The sequence below is a fragment of the Kocuria sp. BT304 genome, assembly GCF_003290245.1.
Classification (GTDB): Bacteria; Actinomycetota; Actinomycetes; order Actinomycetales; family Micrococcaceae; genus Kocuria; species Kocuria rhizophila_A.
Genome location: NZ_CP030039.1, coordinates 2,414,288 through 2,440,618 on the forward strand (window position 1 = coordinate 2,414,288; position 26,331 = coordinate 2,440,618).

Below are 26,331 nucleotides of genomic sequence, written 5' to 3' on the forward strand. Positions count from 1 at the left end.
GACGTGCCCGCGGGACGTCACCACGAGATCGTGATCCGCGGCCGCTACGAGACGCTGTCGATCGCCAACGACATCCTGATCGGGATCATCTTCCTGGTGGGCTCGTTCCTGTTCTTCAACGACTCCACGATGTACGTGGCCACGTAGCTGGTCGTGGTGGGCAGCGCGCTGGTGCTCATCCGCCCGAGCATCCGCATCACCCGCAGGGTGCACCTGCAGCGCATCGCCCCGGGCCGCTCTCCGGAGGACTCGCGGGACTTCTGAGCGGCGCCGGGTGCCTGCGGCCTGGGCGTCCGGCACCCGGCACACCACCGCGTGACTGTGCCGGGTGCCGGGGTGTTGACTGCGGCTGAGGTTGGCGCTTCAATGAGCACCGACCCTCGCGGCACCGTGGACGATCCCTCGCCCCGGGGGCACCACTCAAGGATGAGACCCCCGCATGAGGCACACCCCCGCCCCAGACCCCTCGACCGTTCTCGGACCCGCTGGCGTGCTGCAGTCCGAACCGTGGCACCGCTTCCAGGCAGCCCTGGGCCGCGCCACCCACCTCTTCTCGGGGCCCGGCTGGCACGCCCTGGTGGTCGAGGAGACGTCACGCGCGGGGAGGCTCTGGTACGCGCCGTACGGCCCCGTGCTCAGCCACCCGGAGGCCCTGCCGGACGCCCTCACCGAGCTGCGGAGCGCGGCCCGGGCCGCGCGGATCGGCTGGCTGCGCGTGGAACCGCAGGCGGCGGCGTCGTCGGGCGAGGGCTTCACGGATGCCGTGCGGCGGCAGAACGCGACCGCCCCGGTGCTCGCCGCTGCACTGACCGCTCACGGTGCGCGCCCCGCACCCCGTGACATCCAGCCGGCCTACACACGGTGGGTGGATCTCACGCGGGAGCCGGGCGGGATCCTTGGGGCCATGACCGGCACCAACCGGAACCTGTGGCGCCGCCACCGGGACAAGGGCATCACCCTGGAGTCGAGCACCCACCCGAGCGGCGCGGACGCTGTGATCGAGCTGCTGCACCGCACGGCGGGGCGCCGGGGTTTCACCGCGCACGGTTCCGACTACCTCCGCACGGCCGCCCGCGTGCTGCGCGAGACCGGGAGCTGCACCGCCTACACGAGCTCCGTGGACGGCGCCGTGGTCAGCGCGCTGCTCACCTACGACTCGCCCACCACACGGGTGTTCGCCCACTCGGGGATGGACGCCGCGCTGCGCAAGCTGCGGCCCAACCAGCCGCTGATCGTCCAGGCGCTGCTCGACGCCGCGGCCCAGGGTCAGCGCGTGGCGGACCTCTTCGGCGTGGCCTCCGCCAACGACCCCGGCCATCCCTGGACCGGGTTCAGCGCGTTCAAACGGTCGTTCGGCGGGGCGGACGTCGCCCTCGGCGGCACGTGGGACCTGCCGGTCAGTGCACCGCGGTACGCGGCCTACCGCGTGGCCCGCCGCGCGCGGGACGAGGTCTCAACCGTGCGGGGTCGCGCACGCGGCGCCGCGGACACGGCGCGGGCCAGACTGCTCCCCGAGCGCTGACCACCGGCCGGGGCGGCCGGAACCACCGCCGGGGCTCCAGCGGTCGGTACCCTCAGCGCACCGGGTCCTGCGGATTCCACGCGCGCGCGTAGAACTCGGCCGAGCGGGACTCGAGCAGCTGGGCGTACTCCTCCGGGTCCATGGCCTGGGCCGCGCCCTGGGGAGGCTCCTGCCGCCGGACGGACGTGCCGAGGCCCGCGGCGCCGTCGTGCACCGACAGCCCCGCCGCCTCCAGGAGGGTCGGGTACATGGACAGCTGGTCCGCGCCCGCCCGCAGGGGCTGGTCCGAGGACTCCCCCGGGATCCACACGCGGTTGAAGATGGTGCGGTTGGGGTGGTGGTCCAGCTGCTCGTGGAACGCGTCCCCGGCGCTCATGTGCTTGAGGTGGTCCCCCATGACCACCACGGAGGTGTCCTCCAGGTAGCCCCGGGCCTTCATGTGCTCGATGAAACCCGCCACCTGCGTCATGGAGCACGCGAACACGGAGGTCACCTGGTTCTGGGTGTCCACGCCGCAGGAGTCGTAGACGTGCACCGGTTCGTGGGTGTCCAGGGTGAGCATGGACAGGTTGAACGGCTGGCCCGTGAGCTCTGCCTCGGCGTGCAGGCGGTCCACCTCGTCCTTCGCGTGGGCCATGAGCCTCTCGTCGCTGAGCCCCCAGTCACCGCGGAAGTTCTTCTCCGGCTCGCCGGCGGCCCGCCAGTCCGCGAGCCCCTTGTCCTCCGTGTAGCCGTGCGAGCGCAGGAAGGCGTCCTTGCCGGCGAACGAGGAGTTGGCCCCGCCCAGGAACGTGCTGGTGTAGCCGTGGTTCTGCAGCACGTCCCCCAGGCACGTGACACCGCCCAGGTACTGTTCCATCCCAGCGCCGATGTCGCTCGAGCTGATGCCCTCCCCCGAGCTCTTGAGGGGAATGCCGCACTGGGTCGAGGCGAGTCCGGCCATGGTCCAGCCGCCGCCCTCGTACTGCTGCAGGTCGGTGACGCTGCGCCAGCCGTCCTCCGCCCGGGTGACGTCCTCCAGGGGCGCGAACGCGTTCTTCTCGAACAGCTGGTCGTCAGCGAGGGTCTGCTCCCCGGACTCGAGGTAAACCACCACCAGGTTGCGCTTGCCCGCCTCCCCGGTGACGGTGGGCTGGACGTAGCGCGAGCCGATGTCGTGCGGGGACTTGGCGGCCTTGACGTAGCGGGGCAGGTCCACCGCGGACGCGAAGCTCGCGGTGCCTCCCACCACGACCGCTGCCACCGCGATCGCGGAGGCGGAGCGGACCACGCCGCGCGGGGCCCGCGCCGGGCGCCCGGCCGGACGGCGACGCCGCCACCCCCACCGGCCCAGCGCGACCGCCAGGGTCAGCAGCACGGGGAGCACGCCGATCAGCAGCACCGAGACCCACACGATCGACCCGCCACCGCCGTCCGTCTGCACGGAGACCAGGTTCATGCGCATCTGTCCCACGGAGATCTGGCCCCAGTAGTGCCGGATCACCCCGGCGGCCGCCAGCAGGGTGAGGCCCAGCCAGATCAGGCCGTAGCAGAGCCCTCGGCCCGTCCACCGGCCCAGCCGTCTGCTCGCGCGCAGAAAACCCTCGGACATGTTCTGGACCTCGCGCTCCTCAATCACCGGTGCCAGCCCGCACCGCCGCGGCTAGGGCGTGGTGTGCCGCCGCACTCGCATTCGTGTTCATTCAAGGGTAGGACATGTTGCAGTCACCCGCTGTTCACCTGTCGGGGGTGCAGGGGCACGGGACGCGGCGGGCGGGCGCGCTCAGCTCGCGTGGGCGGCGGGCTGCACCCAGACGGCCTCCGCCACGAGGATGCCGAGTTCCACGGCGTCACCAGTGGTGGCGTCCCCGCCCGGGGTGCCGGGAGCAGTCTGCGGCTGCCGAGCGGCGGGCGAGCCGTCCCCCGGAACGCCACCGTCAGGCGTCGTTCCCCCCGCGGCCACGTGCACCCGCACCGTGGCGCTGCGGGCCGGGCCCGGAAGCACCCGCAGCACCGCGCCCGGCCGGATCCCCGCCTCCGCGAGTATCCGCAGGACCTCGGGACTCTCGTCCGAGACGCGCGCGACCCGCACGGGCTCCGGACGGGTGACGTCCGAGAGGGGCACCGCCGGGGCAGGGACGACCACCCCGTCCCGCGAGGGGATCGCGTCCCCGTGCGGATCGGCCCGGGGGTGGCCGAGCTTCGCGTCCACGCGGTCGATGAAACGGTCGGTCACGGCGTGCTCGAGCACCTCGGCCTCGCCGTGGATCTCGTCCCACGAGTAGCCCAGCTCGGTGGCCAGGAACATCTCCAGGATCCGGTGGCGGCGCACCATGTGCACGGCCACGTCACGACCCTCGGGCGTCAGCTCCACGACCCCGTAGGAGGGCCGGGTCACCAGGCCCTGCGCGGTGAGCTTCTTCAATGCCTCGGACACGGTGGAGGCCGCCAGCCCCATGCGCGCGGCCAGTGAGGTGGTGGTCACACGCTCCGGCTCCCACTCGCCCAGCCGCCAGATGGTCTTCAGGTAGTCCTGGGTGGACGGGCTCAGCTCTGCGGGGTGCACGGGTTCAGGCTAGCGGCCCGCCCGGGACGTCCCCAAGGGTGCGCCCCGCGGCGTGCGCACCGGGGGGCGGCGGACGGGGGCGACGCCGCTCGGGCCGTTCCCGGGACCGCGCCCGGGCTCACGTCCGAAGTCGCTTCGGGTGCCGCGACACCCGGCGACGCCGCGCCGTCGACTGGGTGCGAGGAATCACCGTGTGGCGTCGTCAGGCTGTGCGACGGTGACGCGCCTGCGCGCCGGGCCGCTGCGGCGGAACGACTCCCGCAGGAGGCGTGCAATAACGGAGCAAACGCAGAAAATGGCGCTCAGATCTGCATGTGCTCCGTTATTGCCCATCGTAGGCCGCGGCCGTGCCGGGCTCCACCCCGGGCTCGGCCGGGGGTTCACTCGTACGTGTAGAACCCCTGCCCCGAGCTGCGGCCCATGTGGCCCTTGTCGATGAACTCCCGCTTCACCCGCTCCGCGACCCGCTGGGACTCCTCGGTCCCCGCGTTGAGGTTGATCTGGTAGTAGGTCTCCATGCCCACGTGGTCCAGGATCTGGAAGGGGCCCAGCGGCGAGCCGGTGGCCGTGCGCCACGTCTTGTCGATGTCCTCCGCCTGCGCGATGTCGTTGACCCACAGGTGCGATGCCGCCGTGAGGAACGGGACCAGCAGGGTGTTGAGGATGTAGCCGGCCTGCTCCTTCTGGATGTGGATCGGCACCATCCCGATCTCCTCCGCGAACTGCAGGACGGCCTGCACTGCCGCGGGGTCCGTGCCGGCGTGGCCCATGACCTCGCCGGTGTTGTTGCGCCACACCTCGTTGGCGAAGTGCAGCGCCAGGAACCGCTCCGGGTGGCCTGTGGACTCGGCAATGTCGCTGGGCAGCAGCGTGGACGAGTTGGTGCACAGGACGGTCTTCTCCGGCGCGGCCGCACCGATCTGGGACCACACCTTCTTCTTGAGCTCGAGGTTCTCGGGCACCGCCTCGATCACGATGTCCGCGTCCTGCAGTGCCGCCTCGAGATCCGTGGTGCCGCTCAACCGGGCCTTGGCCGCCTCCAGTTGCTCGGGCGTGGCCGCCATGTCCCGCGTGTACAGCAGGGAAAGCTTCTCCCACTTGCCGGGCAGCGCCCCGACGATCTCCTCGCTGATGTCGTACACGGTCACGGTCTTGCCGAAGTACGCCGCCTGGAACGCGATCTGCGATCCGAGCACCCCGGATCCAATCACGGTCACGTTGGTCAGTTCAGCCATGATGTCCTCCCCACTCCTGTGTGAGTCACGCTCGCGCGAGTCGGCCTCCCGCGGGCCCGGCGGCCACGGGCGTGGCCCCCGTCACTCACCCTACTCGCTCGTAGGTTTCTCGCCAGGGGCCGACGACGCCGCACGGCCGCCTCCCCCGGCGCCCTCGCCACCGCGCGTGGGCCCCGCACCACCAGTCGGGCCCCCACCCGCGCACTAGAATCCTCGGGGCGGCACCCACGGCCCGCCCAGGACAAGGAGCACCCATGAGTTCGCCGGTTTCCCCCGACCACACCCCGCCCACGCGCCACGAGCAGCAGGCACCGCGCGAGCAGGACCGGCGCGGCGGCGTCGTCGATCGCCTGGGCCTGAACTGGCGGCTGCACGGGGACGGCAGGCACGTGGCCCCGGGGGACGTGGTGACCCCGCGGGAGCGGCTGGCGTGGCCGCGGACCATCTCGATCGGCGCGCAGCACGTGGTGGCGATGTTCGGGGCCACGTTCCTGGTGCCGCTGCTCACGGGTTTCCCGCCGGCCACCACGCTGTTCTTCTCGGGCATCGGCACGGTGCTGTTCCTGGTCGTCACCGCGGGGCGGGTGCCCAGCTACCTGGGGTCCTCGTTCGCGTTCATCGCCCCGATCACCGCGTCCGTGAACCAGTACGGTCCGGGCGGGGCGCTCGGCGGCGTGATCATGGCCGGTGCCGCGCTGTTCCTGATCGGTGTGATCGTGCAGGTCGCGGGCACGGGGTGGCTGCAGAAGCTCATGCCCCCGGCGGTCACGGGCACCATCGTGGCGCTGATCGGCTTCAACCTGGCACCGTCCGCCAAGGAGAACTTCACGGCCGCACCCGTCACCGCGCTGGTCACACTGGGGTCCATCGTGCTGATCTCCGTGCTGTTCCGTGGCCTGCTGGGGCGGCTGTCCATCCTGCTGGGCGTGGCCATCGGCTACCTCACGGCGGTGCTGCGCGGCGAGGTGGAGTTCGACGCCATCCAGGCCGCGTGGGAGCAGCAGGGACTGTTCGGGCTGCCGCAGTTCCAGACGCCCGAGTTCCACCTCAGCATGGCCGGGCTGTTCATCCCCGTGATCCTGGTGCTCGTGGCTGAGAACATCGGCCACGTGAAGTCCGTGGCGCTGATGACCGGCGACGACCTGGATCCCTACACCGGCCGCGCCATCATGTCCGACGGCCTGGCCACCATGATCGCGGGCGCCGGCGGCGGCTCCGGCACCACCACGTACGCGGAGAACATCGGGGTCATGGCCGCCACACGCGTGTACTCCACCGCGGCCTACTGGGTGGCCGCGCTCGTCGCGATCCTGCTCAGCGTGACCCCCGTGTTCGGCGCGGCCGTCGCGACCGTCCCCCAGGGCGTGCTGGGCGGCGCGGCCACCGTGCTCTACGGCATGATCGGCATGCTGGGCGTGCGGATCTGGGTGCAGAACCGCGTGGACTTCTCCAACCCGGTCAACCTCACCACCGCGGCCATCGCCATGATCGTGGGCATCGGCGACTACACCTGGTCCGTGGCCGGGCTCGACTTCGCCGGCATCGCCCTGGGCACCGCAGCTGCCCTGGTGGTCTACCACCTCATGGCGGCCATCGCGCGCGCCCGCGGCTCCGTGGGCTCGGACCCGCTCACCCCGGACACCTCGCAGAGCCCCTCGCCCCTGGGCTGAGCTCCCAGCACCCGCGCGAACGACGACGCCGCACAGCCGGCTCCGCGTGCACCCTCACCATGCGGGCGCGGGCTCGGTCCCGACCCGGCGCCCGGGCAGCCCGGCGCCGACAGCACCCGGTCGAGCCCGCAGGTCCGGACACGGGCGTGCGCCGGAAGCCACGGGGAACCCGCAGCAGCGGCACGCAGCACGACACCCCGCACACGTCCTCGTGTGCGGGGTGCCGGCGTCTCAGGGGGTCTGCGCGGTTCAGATCCGGATGGGCAGCTCAGACCCGGATGGGCAGCTCCGACTTCTCGGACACGAGCGCCCGGATGCGATCCTCGTCCACCTCGGCGGCGGTGGCCGGCTCCCACTGCGGGGACTTGTCCTTGTCCACCACCATGGCGCGCACGCCCTCGATGAAGTCGTGGCCCACCGCGGTGTCCTCCGCCATGCGCAGCTCGCGTTCCAGGCAGGACACCACGTCGTCGTCCTCGGAGCCCTTGGTCAGCAGCTCGAACACGCGGGCGAGCGAGGTGGGGCTCATGCCGTCCAGGTCCGAGCCCGCATTGCGCACGACCTCCTCCAGAGTGTCCGCGCCGTAGGTCGCCACGATCTCGTCCCACCGGGCGGGGAACTCGGACTCGGGGGCGTCCTTCGAGTACTTCTCCACCGCGGCATCCACACCGTCCGTGGTGACGGTCTCCACGAACGCGTCCACGTCCGAGGAGTCGATGAACACGTCCGCCAGGCCCAGGGCGATCGCGTCCGCCCCGGTGATCCGCACGCCGCCCAGCCCGAGGTACCGGGCCACGGCGAGGGACTCGCGGCGGGCGGCGTCGTCGTCGATGCCGGCCCCGGCACCGCGGGTGACCCGCGGCAGGAAGTAGCTGGCACCCACGTCCGTGAAGAAGCCGATGGCGGTCTCCGGCATGGCCAGCTGCGTGGTTTCCGTGACGATCCGGTGCGAGCCGTGGACCGAGAGCCCCATGCCGCCGCCCATCACGATCCCGTTCATCATGGCCACGTACGGCTTGGGGTAGCGGGCGATCACCGCGTTCATGGAGTACTCGGTGCCGAACGCGTCCCGGATCTCGTCCTCGTGACCCTCCAGCGCGGCGGTGCGCACCTCCTTGATGTCACCGCCCGCGCAGAACGCCTTGGGCAGCTCGGAGCGCACGACCACCTCGGTGATCGCGGGATCGTCACGCCACATCTGCAGGGCGTCCACCAGCTGGTGGTACATGCTCCGGTTCAGCGCGTTGAGCGCCTTGCCGCGGGTGAGGGTCAGCAGTCCGGTGTGCCCGACGATCTCGGCCCGGACGAGGGATTCTTCGGTGGCCATCATGCTCCCCATGCTAACCAGGCGCGCCGTGCGGTGTCGCCGCGGTCACATCCGGCGCGCACGACGCCGCCCGGGCCCTCTTTCCCCACGGAGTGCGCGTCAGGATGCGGCGCGCGGGACCCGCTCCGCCGCCGCCTTCTCGGCGCTGAACACGCAGGCACGCACGGCGCGGACCGTGGCCACGGTGCACAGCGTCCAGGTGCACAGCAGCACCAGGCAGACCGCGTCCGAGGCGGCGCCGAAGGCGCGGACCCCCGTGCCGCCCTCGAGCTCGTGCAGGCCCAGGCACACGGTGCCGATGGGGAACGTGAGCGCCCACCAGCCCGGCGAGTACGGCATGCCCTGCCGGAAGCCACGCACCGTCATGACGGTCGCCCACACGATCAGCGGAACGCCGCAGCTGAGGATCACGATCCCGTAGACGTTCGCCACGTGCACCAGCGTGGCCGTGTCCTCCGGGAGCACAAAGCGCTGCGCCTGCACCGCGATCGCTTGCGCGGCGGCGGTGGACTGCCCCACGACGCCCAGCGGGATCCACGCGCTCGTGGAGGCGGCCAGCGGCAGCGGTGCCACGCGCCAATGGTGGTGGTAGGCCACGGCGAAGACCACCAGGCCGAGCACGAGCGCCAGGAAAAAGCACGCCACCGTGGTGATCACCAGCAGCAGCTGGCCCTCGCGGGTGGCCAGGTGCGGCACGAGCGCGGCGCCGGTGGTGGCGGAGACCATGGGAGGGACGATCGGCAGGCCCCACGTGGTGGACGGCGACCCCACGTCCCGACCGATCAGCCGGGCCGCGAAGCCCAGCGCGGTGAGGACGCCCAGCACCGTGCCCACCGTCCACAGCACCCCGTCCACGGCCCACGCGGCCGAGGCGAGGGCGGGCCAGTGCGCGGGCACCACGGTGGTGGTGGCCGAGCCCAGGGACAGCACACCCATGGAGACCATGCCCCACGTGGCCAGCACCGGGAGGTCCCGGATGGTGTCCGCGAGCACCGCCGGGCGGCGCACGATCCGCAGCCCGAACGCCGCGGTCAGGCCCACGAACACGCACCACCCGACCACCAGCAGCGCCACCGCGAGCCCCCTGGCGCCGGGAAGGTCACCACCCAGGGTCTGTGTGAGGGTCGCCGCAATGCCCGTGCCCATGAGCGAGCCGTACCACTGCGGGCCCGCGGGAGGCAGCGGGAGGGAGGTGACCGTGCGCTTCGTGGCGGGTGCACTGCGGGAGGAGTTCTGGCCCCGGGACGGGTCGGCGGTCCGGGAGGCAGTGGTCCCCGGGCGCGCGGAGGGGGCAGCGGGCGCGTTCACGGAAGCGGCAGAGGGCGCGGCAGCGGGCTGGGAAGGGCGGCTCATCACTCCAGGATGCGGCTGTCATGCTCGCCCCGGTAGCCCTCCATCCCGTATCCGGGGTATATCCTGCGGATATGTCTCAGTGGCCGGATGTGGCGGCGCTCGAACTGCTCGTGGCGGTCGCGGACCACGGCAGCCTGGCCGCCGCGGCCCGCGCCGTGGGCACCGCCCAGCCCAACGCGAGCCGCTCCATGGCCCGGTTGGAGCGCTCGGTGGGTGTCCCCCTGCTGCACCGCTCCACCCGCGGGTCCACGCTCACGCCGGCGGGGCTGCTGGTCACGGAGTGGGCGCGGGACGTGGTCGGGGCCTCGCGCAAGCTCGTCGACGGCACCGCCCTCCTCGCGCAGGACACCTCCCGGTCGTCGTCGCTGCGGGTGTCCGCGAGCCAGACCGTGGCGGAGCACCTGCTCCCCCGGTGGCTTGCGGAGATGCGTTCCGCCCACCCGGAGTCACGGGTGCGCGTCACGGTGCACAACTCCCACGAGGTGGCCCGGGACGTGCTGCGCGGCGCCGCGGACGTGGGATTCATCGAGGCCCCCGCACCTCCCTCCGGGGTGCACCACACGGTGGTGGCGCGGGACGAGCTCGTGCTCGTGGTGCCGCCGGGGCACCCGTGGGCCTCGCGGCAGGACCCGGTGACCACCGCCGAGCTCGCTGCCACGACTCTGATCACCCGGGAGGCCGGTTCCGGCACGCGCATGGCTCTGGACGAGGCGCTGGGGGCTCCCGTGAGCTCCCTGCTGGAGATGCCCAGCAACGCCGCCGTGCGCGTGAGTGTGCAGGCGGGCTCCGGGCCGGCGGTGCTCAGCCGGCTGGCGGTGGACGACGCCGTGGCCGCCGGAACGCTCGTGCAGGTCCCCACGGTGCTGGACCTGCGCCGTGAGCTGCGCGCCGTGTGGCACGGCCCCCGCCGGACGCAGGGCCTGGCGGCGGAGCTGATCGCGGTGGCGCGGCGCACGGACCCGCCCGGCCGGTGACGGTGCGGAGGCGCTGCCCTCCGCCTTCCATGAACGCGGGAGCGGAAGCGGGCGCGGCAGCGTGTGAGGAGAGGATCTGACCCCGGAACGCGAGAAATTCGTGTCAGAACCTCTCCCCACGCGCTGGCGGCGACGGGTCAGCCCGCGTTCTCCAGCGTGGGCACGTGGCGCAGCAGCGCCCTGGTGTAGCTGTGGCGGGGGTTGCGCAGCACCGCGTCCGTGGGGCCGTAGTCCACCAGCTTGCCCTTTTCCAGCACGGCCAGCTTGTGCGAGATGTGCCGGGCCAACGCGATGTTGTGGGTCACGAACAGCATGGCCAGCCCGCGCTCGTGCTGCAGCTCGCGCAGCAGCTCGATCACCGAGGCCTGCACGGACACGTCCAGCGCGGAGGTGATCTCGTCGCACACCAGCAGCGACGGCGCGTTCACGAGCGCCCGCGCCACCGCGGCGCGCTGCCGCTCACCGCCGGAGAGCTCCCCGGGGCGACGGTCGATGTAGCTGCGTCCGAGCCGCACGGCGTCCAGCGCGTCCGCCACGGCCGCGCGCCGCTGCTCGCGGGACATCCCGCCCGTCATCTGCAGCGGCACCTGCAGCGAGTCGCCGATGCTGCGCCGCGGGTTCAGCGAGGAGAACGGGGACTGGAACACGTACTGGACGCGCCGGCGCTGCTCGTTGCTGCGCCGCCGCGTGCTCGGGGCGAGCACCTGCCCGTCCAGCAGCACCTCGCCCGTGTACCCGCTGTTGAGCCCGGCCACGCTGCGGGACAGGGTGGTCTTCCCGGACCCGGACTCCCCGAGCAGCATGGTGGTCTGCCCGGCGGCCAGGTCCAGGTCGATGCCGTCCAGGATCACCGCGGGCCCGTACGCCATCCGCAGGTTCCGCACGCTCACCACGGGTGCGTCCTTCCCACCCCTGTCGACGATGCCGCCCGCGCCCCGTTCGCGCACCACCGCACCGGTTCCGGGGTGCTCGCCACTGGTGGTCGCCGCGGACGTCGAGCCGGTGGTGGGTTCGTGCTCCCCACCTGCACCGTCCCCGGCGCGCAAGGCCCCGGACCCGCTGTGGTCGTCGGACGACCGCTCGGCACCGGGCAGGGAAACCGCCGTGCTGTCCGGGTCCTCCGGTGCACCCGTCCGGTCCGGGGCGGGGCGGGCCCCGGCCGGAGCGGCGGCATCCGCGGGCGCCGCGGCGTCGTCGTCCGCCGTGGGGGCGGGAGCGACGGATGCGGGCGCAGCCGCCTGACCGGGAGCGGCCCTGCCGTCGTCCCACGGGGCGCGCACCGAGACCTCGGGGCTCACGGAGGGCCCGCCGCCCATGTCCCGGGCGCCGCGCATGTCCGGCACGGCGTCGAGCAGCGCCCGCGTGTACGGGTGCTCGGGGTGGTGCAGGACGCGCTCGGCGGGGCCGTGCTCCACGATGGAGCCGTGGAGCATGACGGCCACGTCGTTGGCCACTTGCGCCACCACCGCGAGGTCGTGGGTGATGTACAGCCCGGCGACGTCGTGCTTGGTGGTGAGCTGGTAGATGGTCTTGAGCACCAGGCTCTGGGTGGCCACGTCCAGCCCGGTGGTGGGCTCGTCCAGGATGATCACCGCGGGGCGGCACGCGAACGCCATGGCGATGCCGATGCGCTGCTGCTGCCCGCCGGAGAGCTCGTGCGGGAACCGGCGCTGGTAGGCGCGGTCACCGGGCAGGCCCACCTCGGAGAGCACCTCGGCCACGCGGGCGTCCCGCTCCGCGGCGTTGCGGCCGAACTCGTGGGCGCGCAGCACCTCGTGGATCTGCTCGCCCACGCGCAACGAGCCGTTCAGGGACAGCGCCGGGTCCTGCGGCACGTACGCGAGGGTGCCGCCGCGCAACCGGCGCATCTTCTTCTCGGGCAGCGTGAGCAGGTCCACCGAGCTGCGGTGGAAGCGCGAGGCACCCTCCTCGAGGCGCACGGAGCCGCCGCGCAGCTCGAGCCCCGCGCGCAGGTGGTTCAGGCACGCGAGCGCCGCGGTGGTCTTGCCCGATCCGGACTCCCCCACGAGGGCGAGGATCCGCCCCGGGTGCAGCGTGAAGCTGACGTCGTCCAGGATCAGCCCGCCGCCGATCACCCCGAGGTCCAGGTGGGACACGGTGATGGCGGTGTCCACGGTGGCGCGCGGAACCGTGGTGGCGCGCACCCTGTTCCGGGCGTTGTGTTCCGACCTTCTCATCAGGCACCCTTCTTCGCGGTCGAGCGGACCCGGCCCGCGGAGGCCCCGGCCACGGCGTCGGCAATCAGGTTGGTCCCCACGGTGAGCACGGCGATGGCGAGCACCGGCAGGATCACGCCCCACGGCTGCAGGGACAGGGCGATCCGGTTCTCGTTGATCATCAGGCCCCAGTCCGGGGTGGGCGGCTGCATGCCCAGGCCCAGGAAGGACAGGGAGGCCACCGCGCCGATCGAGTAGGTCAGGCGCAGCCCCACCTCCACCATGAGGGGGCCCATGATGTTGGGCACCACGTCCCGGGTGAGGATCTTCCACTGCGGCACGGCGTACATCTGGGACGCGAGCACGTAGTCCTCGGCCACCACCCCGGCGGTCGAGGAGCGGATCACCCGGGCCACGCGCGGGGCGTGGGTGATGCCGATGACCATGACCAGCACCCAGCCCTGCGGTCCCAGCACGGTCACGGCCAGCAGGGCGAACACGAGCTGCGGGATGGCCAGCAGCACGTCCCCGCCGCGCATGATCACGGCGTCCAGCCAGCCCCTGCGGAACGCGGCCAGCATGCCCAGCAGCGCGCCGATCCCCACGCCCACCACGGTGGCCAGCGCCGAGTAGAGCAGCAGCCGCCAGCCGCCCGCGAGGAAGCGGGAGAGCACGTCACGGCCCAGGTTGTCGGTGCCGAACACACCGGTCTGGAACGGTTTGCCGGCGAACGAGTTGGAGCCGTAGCCGGTCCACGCCGGCACCACGAAGGGTCCGAGCACCGCCACGAGCAGCACGAGCGCCGTGAGCACGATGCCCAGCTTCGCCGCCGGCTGCTGCACCACGCGCCGCGCGAAGGACACGGGGCGCGCGTCCCCGCGGGACTCGGAGTGCCCGAAGTCCTGCGGTCGCGGCCCGGCCGTGGTGGCCGCGTGGGCGTCCTCGGCCACCACGACGTCGCTCGCGGCCGAGGTGCCCCCGGTTTCCTGGGGCGGCACGTCCGCCCTGTTCTGCGCGCTCATGAGCGGGACTCCGTCCGCAGTTTGGGGTTGGCAAGGATTCCGATCACGTCCGCGATGAGGTTCACCACGACGTAGAACGCGGCGATGATCATGGACAGCGCCTGCACCACCTGCACGTCACGGGTGTTCACGGCGTCCACCATCGCCTGCCCGAGGCCCGGGAAGCGGAAGAGGAACTCCACCACCACGATGCCCCCGGCCAGCCACGCGAGCTGCATGGCCACCACCTGGGCCACCGGCCCCACGGCGTGCGGCAGTGCGTGCTTGAAGATCACCTGGCGCTCGGGCAGCCCCTTGAGCCGGGCCATCTCCACGTAGCCGGAGTCCAGGACGTCGATCATGGTGGTGCGGGTCATGCGGATCATGTAGGGCACCACCACGAGCACGAGGGTCAGCGACGGCAGGATCAGCTGCAGGGGGTAGTCCCACACCTTCATGCCGGGGGCGGCCATGGTGACCGAGGGCAGCAGCTTGAACACCGTGGTGGACAGCAGGGTGGTGAGGATCACGCCGATCACGAACTCGGGCAGGGCGGCGAGCACCAGGGAGAAGCCCGTGAGCACCTGGTCCGAGGCGCGGCCGCGGCGCATGGCGGACCACGTGCCGAGCAGCAGGCCCACGGGGATCGCGATCACCGCGGAGATGACCATGAGCACCATGGACGCGGAGACCTTGCTCGCGAGCAGTGCGTTCACGGAGCCGCCCGTGGCGGCGGAGGTCCCGAGGTCCCCCACGAACAGCCCGCCGAGCCACGTGAGGTAGCGGGTGTACCAGGGGTCGTTGAGCTGCAGCTGCTCGCGCAGTGCGGCCAACCGCTCGGGGGTGGCCTGCTGTCCCAGGATCGCCTGGGCGGGGTCCCCCGGGAGCAGGAGGGTGAACACGAACACCAGCAGGGACACCGCCAGCAGCACGAAGACGGAAACTCCCAGACGTTTGAGGATCATGGCAGCCACGCGGTCACTTCCCTTCCTGGTCGATCCACAGGTGGCGCATGTGGAATCCGCACACCGGCATGCCGATGCGGTGCGCGAACCCGCCGCCCACGTAGTTCTGGTAGGCGTCCGCCTGGTTGAAGAACCCCCAGGCGATGTAACCGCCCTTCTCGTGGAGCAGCTGCTGCGCCTGCTGCATGAGCTGGTTGCGCTTCTTCTCGTCCATCGTGGCGCGGGCCTTCTTGTACAGGGCCCGGAACTCGGGGTCCGCCTCGTGGGTCTCGTTGAACGGTGCGCCCGGCACGGTGCCCTGCGCGGTCTGGGACAGGAAGTTGCGGGTGTACCAGAAGTCCTGGGAGAAGGGGTATTCGAGGTAGCCGTCCCCGAAGAACGTGGTGCTGTCCACGCGGCGCAGCTTCACGGTGATCCCGGCCTCGGAGGCCTGCTCCGCGAACACCTGGGCGGCCTCCACGGCACCGGACTGGATGGGCGCGGTGACGAGCTCGACCTCCAGCCCGTTGGGGTGACCGGCGTCCGCGAGCAGCTTCTTGGCCTTGGCGATGTCCCGCGTGCGCTGCTGCAGCCGGGGCGTACCGGGGTCGAACGGCGAGTACATGTCGTTGCCCACGGTGCCGTGGCCGGAGAATACCTGCTCCACCATCTGCTCGCGGTCCACCACCAGCCGGAAGGCCTGGCGCACGCGCGGGTCGTCGAAGGGAGCGGCGTCCACGCGCATGGTGAACGGCAGCCAGTTGCCGGTCTCGGAGAGCACGGTGTGCAGGCGGGGGTCCGTGTTGATCACGTCCACCAGCGCGAGCGGCAGCTGCCCCACCACGTCCACCTGGGTGGAGAGCAGGGCGTTGACCAGGGCGTCCTGGTCGTTGAAGTTCAGCAGGTGGATCTCGTCCACGAAGGGCGGTTCGGTCCAGTAGTCCGGGTTGCGCTTGAGCACGGTCACCTGCCCGGGCTCGAAGGAGCCCAGGGTGAACGGCCCGGTGCCCACGGGCTTGGCGGGATCGTAGTCCGCGGGCACGATCCCCATGGAGTTCTGGGCGATCGAGTCCACGAGGGACGCGTCCGGCTCCTTGAGCTCGAAGCGCACCGTGCGCTCGTCCACGGCCACGGTCCGTTTGAGCCGCGCGAGCCCGGAGGCACCCGTCTTGGGGTCCTTGGGGTTCGTGATCCGCCGGAACGTGGCCACCACGTCCTCGGTGGTCAGGGGCCGCCCGTCGTGGAAGCGCACCCCCTCGCGCAGCCGGAACACCCAGGCCCGGCCGCCGTCCTCGGCCTTGACGGACTCGGCGAGCCCCGGCACCAGCTTGTAGTCGGGGTCGAACTCGTAGAGGCGGTCGTAGAGCCCCATCACGCGCCCGCCGTCCGCGGTGACCACGGGGGCGTGGGCGTCCAGGCTGTCGGACGCGCCGCCGCCGGTCATCCCGATCCGCAGGATGCCCCCGCGCTGGGGCTCACCGGTGGCCCGGGCCCGTGCCGCCCTGGGCTGGGTCCCCCCGCCGCAGCCGGCCAGGGCCAGCGACGCCGCCGCGGCGCCCAGTCCCATGAATCCGCGCCGGCTCAGCCCCGCACGGACCGCGCGCTCGACGACGCCGCCCGCAGCGGGGGCGGCGAGCGGCCGGTCACCGCGCCGGGGTGGACGGGACGTGGGTGGCACTGGGTTCATGGTTCCTCGCAGGCTGGCGGGTCGCGGGCATGACGGATGACGGGTGCGTCGGGGAGGACGCGCGCCCGTGGTCACGGGCCGCGCCGGAGCGGCGTGGACCCAGCTACGGGATCTTGCTGGGGAGTGCGGTCACCGCGTGGTGACCGCACACGGGCTGCTGGGCCGTGCGGCGTCGGCGGTAGATGGCCGACGGCGTTGGCCGCACCGCACCGCAGCGGCGGGGTCCCGTGTGCGCGCGGTCCGAGGACGTGCGCGGAGGGGTTGCCATGGCGGGCGCGAGGGCAGGGACGGGGAGCATGCAGTGCACACGACCTCCCTGGGCTCGGCGGAGCGGACACGGGACCGGGCGGCGGAGACGGCGCTCCCCGTGGTCCCGGTCACACCCACGCTACCGCGATGTGGGGCGCATCGGGGCGAGGCGGGCGGAACCGGCGGGTGCGCGTCGGGCCGCGGCGCCGCACGCGTGGCCCCTGCGAAGGGTTCGCCGCCCCGCACCGCGGCACGTGACCCGCCGTGCGACCGCCGTGGGCTCGGCACGCGTCCACGGCCTCGGGACCCGCACGACGGCGCCGGCCCGGTCACGCCCCCGCGCCGGACCGGCGCCGCGTCAGCACGGCGTCAGCGCTGCTCGTGCGGAGGCCACTGGCCCCGTTCGTGCAGCACGTCCCGCAGCAGGTCCGCCCGGTCCGTGATGATCCCGTCCACGCCGGCGTCCAGCAGCCGGTGCATGTCCGCGGGGTCGTTGACGGTCCACACCTGCACGGACAGTCCCACCCGGTGGGCGAGGTCCAGGAAGCGGGGCGTCACGATCCGCACGGTCGCACGGCGTCCGAGGGGCAGCTCCAGGACGTGCTGCTCCGGCAGCTGCAGGGTGTCGAAGGGCGCCACCACACGGGACCACGCCACACGGTGCGCCCACCACAGGGCCGGGGCGATCCGCGAGGACACCCGGTCCGTCACGGGCGCCACGGCGGACACGGCCAGGAACCCGGCGGTGCCCAGCATCCCGGCGGAGGTGCGGGCACGGCGGCCCGTGAGGCGGCGCAGCCGGGCGAGCGCGCGGCGTCGTCGTGACTCGGAGAACGAGGTGACCCGCACCCGGTCCAGGGCACCCTCCCGGGCGATCACCTCGGGCAGCGCCGCCACCGAGGCCTCGTCCTTGACGTCGATGTTCAGGCACGCCTCCGGCAGCTCGCGCAGCAGCTCGGTGAGCGTGGGGATGCCGTGCTCACCGCCCACCCGCAGCTCGCGCAGCCGCTCCCACGTGACGTCGTTGACGTCCCCCGTGCTGCCCGTGACCCGCTCCAGCGAGGGGTCGTGGAAGGCCACCACCACGCCGTCGCTCGTGGTGTGCACGTCCGTCTCGAGCCACACGAAGCCGAGCTCCGCGGCCGCACGGAACGCGGACATCGTGTTCTCGTGGCCGTCCGGGGAGAACCCGCGGTGGGCGAGCCCCGCGGGGTTCCTGCCGGACCGTGGCGTGGACGCGTGCTGCGGGCGGGGGGTGTCAGGCATGGTCCTCCTCGGGGGACGGCGCACCGTGGCGCCCGGGATGTTCGGCGTTGTCAGGGCGTTCGGCTTTGTCGGGGCGTTCGGCGGTGTCAGGGTGCGCGACGTGGTCGGAGCCGCGGTCGTGCACCGGGGCGGGCGACCCCTCGTCCTCCGGGGGCGCCGCCGCTCCCGGGTGCGCCCGGTGTCCCGGTCATGCTGGTGGTCCCGGGACGGAGCGTTCGGCGGACGCCGCATGACCCGAGGCAGCGGCAGGGTCCATGCGCGCCGCGCGACCCGGGGCGGCACCGGGGTCGGTGCGTGCCGTGTGACCTGGGGCGGCGACAGGGCCGGTGCGCCCCGCGTGACCCGGGGCCGAACCGGGATCGGTGCGCGCCGCGGCATCGTGCTCGTCCCCCGCGAGGTACCGCTCGATCACCTGCGCCACGCCGTCCTCGGTGAACGCCGGGGCGGTGCGCTCCACCGCGGCGACGACGCCCGGGTGCCCGTCCGCCATGGCGTAGCCCCGCCCGGCCCAGGTGAGCATCTCGAGGTCGTTGGGCATGTCCCCGAAGGCCATGACCTCGTGCCGGGAGATGCCCAGCTCCGCGGCGAAGCGTTCGAGGGTGCGGGCCTTGGTGAGTCCGCGCTGGCCCATCTCCACGAGCGGGGCGGCGGCCACGGAGTGCGTCACCGCGAGCCGGCCCGCGACCACGTCGCGGACGGCCTCGAAGTACGTGTCCGGATCGGCGCCGTCGAGCTTGGCGAGCAGCTTGACCACCGCGGTGCCGGGGCGCAGGGTCTCGGTCACGGGTGCCTCGGTGACGTCCCGGATCTCCATGCGGTCCGTGCGCGCCCAGCCATGGTCCGTGTGCACGGCCTCCAGGGTCTCGGCGGCGAACAGGGAGTCCGGGAACGCGCGGCGGACGTCCTCGATCACGGGCAGCGCCTCGGCCACGTCGAAGCCGTTGGCGCTCAGCACCCGCTGGGTGCCGGGATCGAAGACCACGGCGCCGTTGGAGCAGATCACCACGCCCGCGTCGTCGAGCTGCTCGTGCAGGGGGTCCAGCCACCGCTTGGGGCGCCCGGTCACGAACACCACCTGGATCCCGGCGTCCCGGGCTGCGGTGATGGCCTCCAGGGTGCGGGGGCGGAAACGGAAGTCAGGGCCCAGGACGGTCCCGTCCAGATCGCTCGCGATCAGCCGGACGGGCCCCCGCCCCGGATCCTGCACGTGCTCCGCCACCGCGACTACTTCACTTCGTACGTGGGCGTGAGGAACGCGCGCCCCAGGGCGTGCGAGAACAGGTTGAAGTTCACCACGGCGGGGCTCGCGTTCTCGTCCACCTCGAGCTCGGGGACGTCCACGGCGGTCACGCAGATGATGTAACGGTGCGGGCCGTGACCCTCGGGCGGTGCGGCACCCAGGTACTCGTCCGTGCCGCCGTCGTTGCGGTGCTGCACGGCACCCTTCGGGGGGTTCGATGCCGCCCCGGTCGCCAGTTCGGTGACGTCCGCCGGGATGTTGGACAGGCACCAGTGCCAGAACCCGCTGGGGGTGGGGGCGTCCGGGTCGAACATGGTGACCACGTAGGACTGCGTGCCTTCCGGGGCTCCGGACCAGGACAGCTGCGGGGAGACGTCCTCTCCCCCGGCGCCCATGATCCCGGAGAGCTGGGGCGTGGGCACGGACTCACCCTCGGTCACGTCCGTGGAGGTGACGGTGAAGGTGGGCAGCTCGGGGAGGTCGGCGTAGGGATGACGGTCGTACATGACGGTGTTCCTCTCATCTCACTCGGTGTCTCGGTCGGCGCTCACGGATCGGTGCCGTGAGGTTCATTCTGCCCGGGCCCGCGGGTCACGGCAGCCGTGGCCGCGCCAGCCTCTCACGCCGGTTCCTGCCCGGGCCGCGGGTGTGCGGTTCCCCGGCGGACGGGGGCGCGGGGTCCGCTGGCTCAGTGGGTCGAGCGCTCAGTGGGCCGGGCCCCGTGGCCCGGCCCTGCCGGCACCGGGCCACGGCTCAGCCCGCTCCTGACCCGCCCTGCGCGGGCAGCTCCTCGCGGGTGGGCAGCTGCGCCCCGGAGCGGGACACTGTGACCCCCGCCGCAGCCGCCGCGTAGCGCAGCAGGTCGGTGACCTCGCCCGCACCGAGCCGATCCAGCGACGACGCCGCGGAGGCGCCCAGGATCTGCCGGTCCGCGAGCGAGGACAGCAGCGCGGCCATGAAGGAGTCCCCCGCACCCACGGTGTCCGCCACGGCCACCTTCGCCGCGGGGACGGACACGCCCTCGGGTCCGGTGCCGCGGCTGAGGGCCCACGGACCCATGGCTCCCCGGGTGACCACCACGAGCCGCGCACCGGCGTCCAGCCAGGCACGAGCGGTGTCCTCGACGCTGCGCTGCGGGTGCAGCCACAGCAGGTCCTCGTCCGAGGCCTTGACCACGTGGGCCAGCGCCACGATCTGCTCCGCGCGGGCACGGGCGTCCGAGGAGTCCGGGATGATCGACGGGCGGCAGTTGGGGTCGTAGGAGATCAGCGCGTGACGGTGTGCGCGCTCCAGCGCCTGGCGCACCACGGAGGCGCCCGGTTCCAGCATGGCGCCGATGGAGCCCACGTGCAGCAGGTCCGTGTCCGCGAGCAGCTCGTCGATCCGCCCCGGGGAGACGTCCAGGGACCAGTCCAGCTGGAAGTCGTAGTCCGCGGCGCCGTTCTCGTCCAGGGTGGCCTGTGCCACGGAAGTGGGCAGGGAGTCGGCCTCGAACGGCGAGCGCACCCCGTTCTCCGCGAGGTGCCCGGCCACCTGACGGCCGTACTCGTCCCGGCCCCATCGGCCCAGGAACTGCACCTCGTGACCCAGCCGGGCCAGTCCCACGGCCACGTTCATGGGGCTTCCGCCCACGTGGGCCCGGGGTTGCTCGCCACTGCGGGACACCACGTCCACGAGGGCCTCACCGATCACGGTCAACATGGCTCCACGGTAGCAAAGCACCCGCCGCCCACCCCGTGTGGACGACGCCGCCCGGTCGCCCCCGCCGCCGGGCGGCCGGAGTCCCGGGCGCACCGCGCTCGGGGCCCGGAGGTCCCGCGCGGGGCCCACCGTGCGGGCACGAGGACCGGGCGGTCGGCGCGCCCCGGCCGTTGCGGAGGATGCCGCCCCACGCGGAACCCTGGGCCGTGCGCGGAACCGCGCCGGGCGGCGTCGTCATCCTGCGGTGCGGTACGGGGCACCGGGCCCGGGCACGTAAACTGGGGCGCGACGAGCAGCGCCGCTCACGGGGCGCTCCATCACGCCAGTTCGCGCACCGTCGCGCGACACCAACACGGCCTCCACGACGACGTCCGGGCCGAGGAAGAAGGTTGCTCATGAGCGCCACGTGGTCAGAACGAGAAGCCCTCGCCGAGCAGCTGGTCCCCCTGGTGGGGCAGCTGCACCGCAACAACAAGGTGGTCACCACCGTCTTCGGCCGCTCGCTCGTGCACAAGTCCGTCACGGACATCATCAAGGTCCACCGCTTCGCGCGCCGCATCATGGGCGAGGAGATGCCCCTGGAGAAGACCGTGGAGATCGTCACGGCACTGGGTGCGCTGAACCTGGGCGTGTGCAACGTGGACGTGGCGAAGCTCTACCAGGGCTTCACCGAGTCCGGCGCCACGGACCTGGACGGCTACCTGCGCGAGGCGCTCGCCCCGGCCGTGGACCAGCACGGCAGCAACGACGCCGAGACCCGGGACGTGGTGCTCTACGGCTTCGGGCGCATCGGGCGCCTGCTGGCCCGCATCCTGCTCAACCGCAACGACGGCACCGGCCTGAACCTGCGCGCCGTGGTGGTGCGCAAGAAGCCCGGCAACGACCTCGTCAAGCGCGCGTCCCTGCTGCGCCGCGACTCCGTGCACGGCTCGTTCGACGGCACCATCACCGTGGACGAAGAGAACAACGTGATCACCGCCAACGGCGTGCCGATCCAGTTCATCTACGCCGACTCTCCCGAGGAGATCGACTACACCTCCTACGGCATCCACGACGCCCTGGTGGTGGACAACACCGGCGTGTGGCGTGACGAGGAGGGCCTCTCCCAGCACCTGCGCTCGAAGGGTGTGGGCAAGGTGCTGCTCACCGCCCCCGGCAAGGGCGACATGAAGAACATCGTGTGCGGCGTGAACGACCAGGACATCGACCCTGAGGACACCATCATCTCCGCGGCGTCCTGCACCACCAACGCCATCACCCCGGTGATCAAGGTCCTCAACGACGAGTACGGGATCGTGCAGGGCCACGTGGAGACCGTGCACTCCTACACCAACGACCAGAACCTGATCGACAACTGGCACAAGGGTGACCGCCGCGGCCGCTCCGCCGCGCTGAACATGGTGATCACCGAGACCGGCGCCGCCAAGGCCGTGGCCAAGGCGCTGCCCGTGATGAAGGGCAAGCTCACCGGCAACGCCATCCGCGTGCCCACCCCGGACGTCTCCATGGCCATCCTCAACCTCCAGCTGGAGAACGCCCCGGAGTCCGCCGAGCAGGTGAACACGTTCCTCAAGGACATCTCCCTCAACTCGGCCATGCGCAAGCAGATCGACTACGTGGACTCCCCGGACGTGGTCTCCACGGACCTCGTGGGCTCGCGCCGCGCGGGCGTGGTGGACGGGCTCGCCACCATCGTGAACAACAACTCGCTGGTGCTCTACGTCTGGTACGACAACGAGTTCGGCTACTCGTGCCAGGTGGTGCGCGTGATGGCCCGCATGGCGGGCATCTCCATGCTGCAGCTGCCGTAACCCGCTCCTGCATCCCGGGGCACCCGCCCCTGCTGACGACGCCGCCCGGTGGCCTTCTGCGCGAAGGCCACCGGGCGGCGTCGTGCGTGGGGGGGGTGCATGGGCGCCTCAGGCCGCGCGCGGCGTCGCAAGTGGGAGCCACGTGCGCGCGGCGGCGTGGCCGAGCCCCGTGGCTGCGACGGGACGCAACGGGTGGCGCACGCACGGCGGGGCGGACGGCGCGGGGCTCAGCCGCGCCAGAAGCCCCCGATGGCCTGGTGCAGCGCGAACAGGTCCCCGGTGTGCACGAGCTCGCGCGCCGAGTGCATGGACAGCAGCCCCACTCCCACGTCCAGGGTGCGGATGCCCAGGCGGGTGGCGGTGATGGGGCCGATGGTGGAGCCGCACGGCACACCGTTGTTGGAGACGAACTCCTGGTAGTCCACCCCGGCCACGTCGCACGCGTGCGCCCACACGGCGGCACCCACGGCGTCCGTGGTGTAGCGCTGCTGCGCGTTGATCTTGAGCAGCGGGCCGCGGCCGGGCTCGGGGGTGTTCACGGGGTCGTGGTGGCCCGGGTAGTTGGGGTGCACCAGGTGCCCGGCGTCCGAGGAGAGGCACACGGATTCCGCGAGCGCCCTGCGGTGCTCGTCGGTGGAGTCCCCGCGGGCGGCGCCGATGCGCACGAGCACGTCCTCCAGGAAGGGACCCGCGGCACCGGAACGGGTGGCGGAGCCCACCTCCTCGTGGTCGAACGCGGCGAGCACGCTCACCTGCGGTGCGGACTCGAGCTCCTCGGCGTGCTCGACCAGGGCCCGCAGACCGGCGTGGACGGTGGTGAGGTTGTCCAGGCGGCCGCTGGCCAGCAGGTTCTGCTGGGCGCCGATGAGCTCGGGGGCCTGGGTGTCCGCCACGGTGATGTCGTAGCCCAGGATGTCGGCGGGGTCCACGGTGAGGGCGTTCCCCTCGGAGGTCCCCCCGCCGTTCGAGGTGACGGAGCCGGCGGTCGGGGCGTGGACCGCGGCCGCGAGCACCGCGAGGACGTCCGCGTCCTGGGTGTCCCCCACGCCCCACACGGGCTGGGTGTGGCGCTGCCGGTCCAGGGCGAGACCGTCGTTGGCGGAGCGGTCCAGGTGGATGGCCAGCTGCGGGATGCGGGCCACCGGCCCGGTGCTCGTGAGCACGGTGCGCGGTGCCCCGTCCGCGCCGCTCACCACCAGGCGGCCCGCGAAGCGCAGGTCCCGGTCCAGCCACGAGTTCAGCAGCGCCCCGCCGTAGACCTCCACGCCCGCCTGGTACCAACGGTGGGACACCGTGGTGGGGCGCGGCTTGAGCTTGAACCCGGGCGAGTCCGTGTGCGCCCCGAGGATCCGGTACCCCGTGCCCGGCGCGGCACCGGACGGGCTCACCCAGGCGATCAGGGCGCCGTCGCGCACCGTGTACCAGCGGCCGGGGCCGATCTCCCACGGCTGCGCCTCGTCCAGGGCGGTGAACCCGGCGGCGTCGAGGGCCGCGGCCGCGGTGGCCACGGCGTGGTAGGAGCTGGGGGACGCCGTGACGAACTCCCCGAGGTCCCGGGCGAACGCGGCGTGGGCGGGGATGTCTGCGGGCCCGGTGCCGGGCTTCTCAGTGGTGTGCGTCATGCGGCTCAGTGTAGGTGGGCCCGGACGGCATGGGCGGGCGCGTGTCCAGCACCCCCACGTACCGGCCCTGCGCGTCCCGCACCTCGTAGGGCCCGTACTGCGGGGGCAGCGTGAGGTAGGTGTGCGTGGCCGGGTCGAACGGGTAGGCGGCCATCCCGGAACGGTCCGCCGCGATCGCCGCGGGGCGCAGCGCGGGCAGCCGCAGCGGAGCCGGGGGCGGGGGCAGCACGAGGGTGCGGGTCACGGCCACGCGTGGGCGGCGCCGCACGAGCCAGAACACGAGGGCCACGTACGCACCGTTGAGGATCAGCTCCGGAACGAGGTCCACGGGTGAGCCGCCGGTGTCGTTCATGTCCACGAGGCCCACCGCGGCCAACAGGGAGATGCTCATGTTGTTCACGGCGTGCAGGGCGATCCCGGCCTCGAGACCACCGGTGCGCCAGGTGACCAGGCCCATGGACACGGCCATGATCCCCACGGAGAGCTGACCCCAGATGTCGTAGTCGTGCCCGGCGATGAACAGCGGGACGGGCAGCAGGATCGCCCACGCCGGGTGCTTGAGCCAGCGGCCCACCATCTGGGCCAGGTAGCCGCGGAACACGACCTCCTCCGCGGTGCACTGCAGGGGCACCACCACCAGTGTGATGGCCACGAGCCACCAGAACCCCGGGACGGGCTGCACCGGGGTGGGGCTCGCGCCCGTGGCAAGGTCCAGGCCCATCCCCGCGAGGTTGACCACCGCGTAGACAGCCACGGCCAGCAGGAAGCACGTGAGCAACCACCTCCAGCGGATGCGCCCCGTGACCGAGAAGATCAGACCCAGTGGCCGGGGGCCCAGGCACAGCCGTGCCAGCAGCGCACTCGGCAGCATCAGCGCCACCGAGCCGAACAGCAGGAAGAACGTGGTGGGGTCCAGCTGGTTCAGGGAGTCCAGGTCCCCCGAGAGGGTCAGGGGAACGGTGAAGACCAGCAGGATCCCGAACAGGATGCTGAGCAGGAAGAAGATCCCGAAGGAGATGACGCCCTCCACCAGGGGCATCCACCACCGGTGGCCGGGGTCCGCGAGCGCGAGCCGGTGGTAGCGCAGCGTCCGGGTGGCCGGTGCGGGCGCCGGAGCGGCCGGGGCCGGCCCGGGCGGGGCGACGTCGACGAGGGACCACGGTGCGCTGGGATGGCTCATCCCCCCACGGTATCCGTGATGGGCTCCGCAGCGGCCCATTGTGGAGGGGGCTCAGCGGGCGTAGCGCTCCACGAACGCACTGAGGATCCGGGGGGCGTGCTCCACGGCGGGGCCGTTGGTGACACGGTCGACCACGGTCTCGAGCTCGTCCGGCTTGAAGTAGCCGAGGTTCTTGTACACGCGGATGCGGTTCACGAGCCCCTCCACGTCCAGCTCCGGGTGGAACTGCGTGGCGTAGAGGTTCTCCTTGATGCGGTACATCTGCACCTGGCACACCGTGCCCTCCGCGAGCAGCACGGCGTTGGGCGGCATCACCCGGGTGCCCTCCTTGTGGCCCACGTACGCGCTGAACTCGCGGGGCATGTCCGCCAGCAGCGGGTCCGCCACGCCCTCCTCCGTGAGGGTCACCGTGATGGGCCCCACCTCCTCGGGGCGGGTGCGGTCCACCACGGCACCCTGGTGGATGCCCAGGGTGCCCACGCCGTAGCACGCACCCAGGAACGGATAGTCGCGGGCCACCACCTCGTCCAGCAGTCCGCTGATCCAGGTCTCCGCAAGGCGCTGCACGCGGGACTTCTCCTCCGCGGGGTCCGAGGAGTTGAACGGCGAGCCGCCCACGATGATCCCGCTGTAGCGGTCCAGGTCCAGGGTGGGGAACTCGCCCTGCTCCAGCCGGATGCGTTCCAGCTGGGAGGTCTCCAGACCCCCGAAGCGCGCCACGGCCTCGTACTCCTCCTCCGCCAGGACGTCGTCATCACGGGTGGCCAGCAGCACGAAGGGTTTCATGCCCTCATGCTAGCCACGGCGCAGCCCCGCTCCGCGCACCA

21 protein-coding genes are annotated in these 26,331 nt (G+C 72.4%); 5 read left to right on the forward strand and 16 right to left on the reverse strand.

Translation table 11 applies throughout. The annotated features are described in order from the left end of the window. Positions 1 to 3 precede the first annotated feature (3 nt). On the forward strand, positions 4 to 147 hold the full coding sequence (locus DNL27_RS12650; RefSeq protein ID WP_012399021.1) for a YrhK family protein: 144 nt from the start codon (positions 4 to 6) through the stop codon (positions 145 to 147). Between the two features lie 292 nt (positions 148 to 439). Further along, entirely contained in the window at positions 440 to 1,522 is a 1,083-nt protein-coding gene (locus tag DNL27_RS10590) for a peptidoglycan bridge formation glycyltransferase FemA/FemB family protein (RefSeq protein ID WP_112235514.1), read from the forward strand. 52 nt (positions 1,523 to 1,574) lie between these two features. Here DNL27_RS10590 and DNL27_RS10595 read toward each other — a convergent pair whose 3' ends face one another. From DNL27_RS10595 to DNL27_RS10605, 3 genes are all read right to left on the reverse strand, one after another. Continuing rightward, entirely contained in the window at positions 1,575 to 3,113 is a 1,539-nt protein-coding gene (locus DNL27_RS10595) for a sulfatase-like hydrolase/transferase (protein ID WP_112235515.1), read from the reverse strand. 171 nt (positions 3,114 to 3,284) lie between these two features. Further along, positions 3,285 to 4,067 (reverse strand): metal-dependent transcriptional regulator, encoded by a 783-nt coding sequence (locus DNL27_RS10600; protein WP_112235516.1) that lies wholly within the window; start codon positions 4,065 to 4,067, stop codon positions 3,285 to 3,287. Between the two features lie 380 nt (positions 4,068 to 4,447). Then, the gene (locus tag DNL27_RS10605) at positions 4,448 to 5,302 is read right to left on the reverse strand and encodes a 3-hydroxyacyl-CoA dehydrogenase (protein WP_012399026.1); all 855 of its coding nucleotides are present in this window, start codon (positions 5,300 to 5,302) and stop codon (positions 4,448 to 4,450) included. A gap of 254 nt (positions 5,303 to 5,556) precedes the next feature. Here DNL27_RS10605 and DNL27_RS10610 point away from each other — a divergent pair, with 254 nt between their 5' ends. Next, positions 5,557 to 6,972 (forward strand): uracil-xanthine permease family protein, encoded by a 1,416-nt coding sequence (locus DNL27_RS10610; RefSeq protein ID WP_112235517.1) that lies wholly within the window; start codon positions 5,557 to 5,559, stop codon positions 6,970 to 6,972. 268 nt (positions 6,973 to 7,240) lie between these two features. On the opposite strand, the gene DNL27_RS10615 is transcribed toward DNL27_RS10610, so the two are convergent. Further along, entirely contained in the window at positions 7,241 to 8,302 is a 1,062-nt protein-coding gene (locus DNL27_RS10615) for an enoyl-CoA hydratase/isomerase family protein (RefSeq protein WP_239494348.1), read from the reverse strand. Positions 8,303 to 8,398: 96 nt separating this feature from the next. Continuing rightward, a complete protein-coding gene (locus DNL27_RS10620; RefSeq protein ID WP_239494350.1) occupies positions 8,399 to 9,652 on the reverse strand; it encodes a TDT family transporter in 1,254 nt (417 codons plus the stop codon). Positions 9,653 to 9,723: 71 nt separating this feature from the next. Between DNL27_RS10620 and DNL27_RS10625 the strand changes: the two genes are divergently transcribed. After that, complete coding sequence (locus DNL27_RS10625; RefSeq protein WP_112235519.1) at positions 9,724 to 10,626, forward strand: LysR substrate-binding domain-containing protein; 903 nt, start codon at positions 9,724 to 9,726, stop codon at positions 10,624 to 10,626. Between the two features lie 137 nt (positions 10,627 to 10,763). Here DNL27_RS10625 and DNL27_RS10630 read toward each other — a convergent pair whose 3' ends face one another. From DNL27_RS10630 to DNL27_RS10665, 8 genes are all read right to left on the reverse strand, one after another. Beyond that, the gene (locus DNL27_RS10630; RefSeq protein WP_239494352.1) at positions 10,764 to 12,824 is read right to left on the reverse strand and encodes an ABC transporter ATP-binding protein; all 2,061 of its coding nucleotides are present in this window, start codon (positions 12,822 to 12,824) and stop codon (positions 10,764 to 10,766) included. Then, on the reverse strand, positions 12,824 to 13,825 hold the full coding sequence (locus DNL27_RS10635; RefSeq protein WP_197524570.1) for an ABC transporter permease: 1,002 nt from the start codon (positions 13,823 to 13,825) through the stop codon (positions 12,824 to 12,826). The genes DNL27_RS10630 and DNL27_RS10635 overlap by 1 nt, the downstream gene beginning before the upstream one ends. Continuing rightward, entirely contained in the window at positions 13,822 to 14,778 is a 957-nt protein-coding gene (locus DNL27_RS10640; RefSeq protein WP_012399033.1) for an ABC transporter permease, read from the reverse strand. The genes DNL27_RS10635 and DNL27_RS10640 overlap by 4 nt, the downstream gene beginning before the upstream one ends. Before the next feature lie 4 nt (positions 14,779 to 14,782). Further along, entirely contained in the window at positions 14,783 to 16,435 is a 1,653-nt protein-coding gene (locus DNL27_RS10645; RefSeq protein WP_239494354.1) for an ABC transporter substrate-binding protein, read from the reverse strand. Positions 16,436 to 17,053: 618 nt separating this feature from the next. After that, complete coding sequence (locus DNL27_RS10650; RefSeq protein WP_112235521.1) at positions 17,054 to 17,950, reverse strand: glycerophosphodiester phosphodiesterase family protein; 897 nt, start codon at positions 17,948 to 17,950, stop codon at positions 17,054 to 17,056. Between the two features lie 187 nt (positions 17,951 to 18,137). Continuing rightward, positions 18,138 to 19,169, reverse strand: a complete 1,032-nt coding sequence (locus DNL27_RS10655; RefSeq protein WP_229577375.1) for an HAD family hydrolase — start codon at positions 19,167 to 19,169, stop codon at positions 18,138 to 18,140. 5 nt (positions 19,170 to 19,174) lie between these two features. Next, positions 19,175 to 19,696: a YbhB/YbcL family Raf kinase inhibitor-like protein gene (locus DNL27_RS10660; protein WP_112235522.1), complete on the reverse strand. Its 522-nt coding sequence runs from the start codon at positions 19,694 to 19,696 to the stop codon at positions 19,175 to 19,177. Positions 19,697 to 19,943: 247 nt separating this feature from the next. Continuing rightward, the gene (locus DNL27_RS10665; RefSeq protein WP_112235523.1) at positions 19,944 to 20,891 is read right to left on the reverse strand and encodes a carbohydrate kinase; all 948 of its coding nucleotides are present in this window, start codon (positions 20,889 to 20,891) and stop codon (positions 19,944 to 19,946) included. Positions 20,892 to 21,286: 395 nt separating this feature from the next. Between DNL27_RS10665 and DNL27_RS10670 the strand changes: the two genes are divergently transcribed. After that, positions 21,287 to 22,702, forward strand: coding sequence for a glyceraldehyde-3-phosphate dehydrogenase (locus tag DNL27_RS10670; RefSeq protein ID WP_112235524.1), 1,416 nt, complete (start codon positions 21,287 to 21,289; stop codon positions 22,700 to 22,702). A gap of 227 nt (positions 22,703 to 22,929) precedes the next feature. Here DNL27_RS10670 and DNL27_RS10675 read toward each other — a convergent pair whose 3' ends face one another. From DNL27_RS10675 to DNL27_RS10685, 3 genes are read right to left on the reverse strand one after another with little or no spacing between them, the layout of a single operon-like run. Next, the gene (locus DNL27_RS10675) at positions 22,930 to 24,324 is read right to left on the reverse strand and encodes a M18 family aminopeptidase (RefSeq protein ID WP_112235525.1); all 1,395 of its coding nucleotides are present in this window, start codon (positions 24,322 to 24,324) and stop codon (positions 22,930 to 22,932) included. Then, complete coding sequence (locus DNL27_RS10680; RefSeq protein WP_012399042.1) at positions 24,308 to 25,504, reverse strand: CPBP family intramembrane glutamic endopeptidase; 1,197 nt, start codon at positions 25,502 to 25,504, stop codon at positions 24,308 to 24,310. Before DNL27_RS10680 ends, DNL27_RS10675 begins: the two co-directional genes overlap by 17 nt. 51 nt (positions 25,505 to 25,555) lie before the next feature. Further along, the gene (locus DNL27_RS10685) at positions 25,556 to 26,290 is read right to left on the reverse strand and encodes a glutamine amidotransferase (protein WP_112235526.1); all 735 of its coding nucleotides are present in this window, start codon (positions 26,288 to 26,290) and stop codon (positions 25,556 to 25,558) included. Positions 26,291 to 26,331: the final 41 nt, after the last annotated feature.

Coding starts and splice junctions, on each gene's coding strand:
- DNL27_RS10590 (WP_112235514.1), top strand. CDS start 440: ATGAGGCACACCCCCGCCCCAGACCCCTCGACCGTTCTCGGACCCGCT.
- DNL27_RS10595 (WP_112235515.1), bottom strand. CDS start 3,113: ATGTCCGAGGGTTTTCTGCGCGCGAGCAGACGGCTGGGCCGGTGGACG.
- DNL27_RS10605 (WP_012399026.1), bottom strand. CDS start 5,302: ATGGCTGAACTGACCAACGTGACCGTGATTGGATCCGGGGTGCTCGGA.
- DNL27_RS10610 (WP_112235517.1), top strand. CDS start 5,557: ATGAGTTCGCCGGTTTCCCCCGACCACACCCCGCCCACGCGCCACGAG.
- DNL27_RS10615 (WP_239494348.1), bottom strand. CDS start 8,302: ATGATGGCCACCGAAGAATCCCTCGTCCGGGCCGAGATCGTCGGGCAC.
- DNL27_RS10620 (WP_239494350.1), bottom strand. CDS start 9,652: ATGAGCCGCCCTTCCCAGCCCGCTGCCGCGCCCTCTGCCGCTTCCGTG.
- DNL27_RS10625 (WP_112235519.1), top strand. CDS start 9,724: ATGTCTCAGTGGCCGGATGTGGCGGCGCTCGAACTGCTCGTGGCGGTC.
- DNL27_RS10630 (WP_239494352.1), bottom strand. CDS start 12,824: ATGAGAAGGTCGGAACACAACGCCCGGAACAGGGTGCGCGCCACCACG.
- DNL27_RS10635 (WP_197524570.1), bottom strand. CDS start 13,825: ATGAGCGCGCAGAACAGGGCGGACGTGCCGCCCCAGGAAACCGGGGGC.
- DNL27_RS10645 (WP_239494354.1), bottom strand. CDS start 16,435: ATGAACCCAGTGCCACCCACGTCCCGTCCACCCCGGCGCGGTGACCGG.
- DNL27_RS10650 (WP_112235521.1), bottom strand. CDS start 17,950: ATGCCTGACACCCCCCGCCCGCAGCACGCGTCCACGCCACGGTCCGGC.
- DNL27_RS10660 (WP_112235522.1), bottom strand. CDS start 19,696: ATGTACGACCGTCATCCCTACGCCGACCTCCCCGAGCTGCCCACCTTC.
- DNL27_RS10665 (WP_112235523.1), bottom strand. CDS start 20,891: ATGTTGACCGTGATCGGTGAGGCCCTCGTGGACGTGGTGTCCCGCAGT.
- DNL27_RS10670 (WP_112235524.1), top strand. CDS start 21,287: ATGAGCGCCACGTGGTCAGAACGAGAAGCCCTCGCCGAGCAGCTGGTC.
- DNL27_RS10675 (WP_112235525.1), bottom strand. CDS start 24,324: ATGACGCACACCACTGAGAAGCCCGGCACCGGGCCCGCAGACATCCCC.
- DNL27_RS10680 (WP_012399042.1), bottom strand. CDS start 25,504: ATGAGCCATCCCAGCGCACCGTGGTCCCTCGTCGACGTCGCCCCGCCC.
- DNL27_RS10685 (WP_112235526.1), bottom strand. CDS start 26,290: ATGAAACCCTTCGTGCTGCTGGCCACCCGTGATGACGACGTCCTGGCG.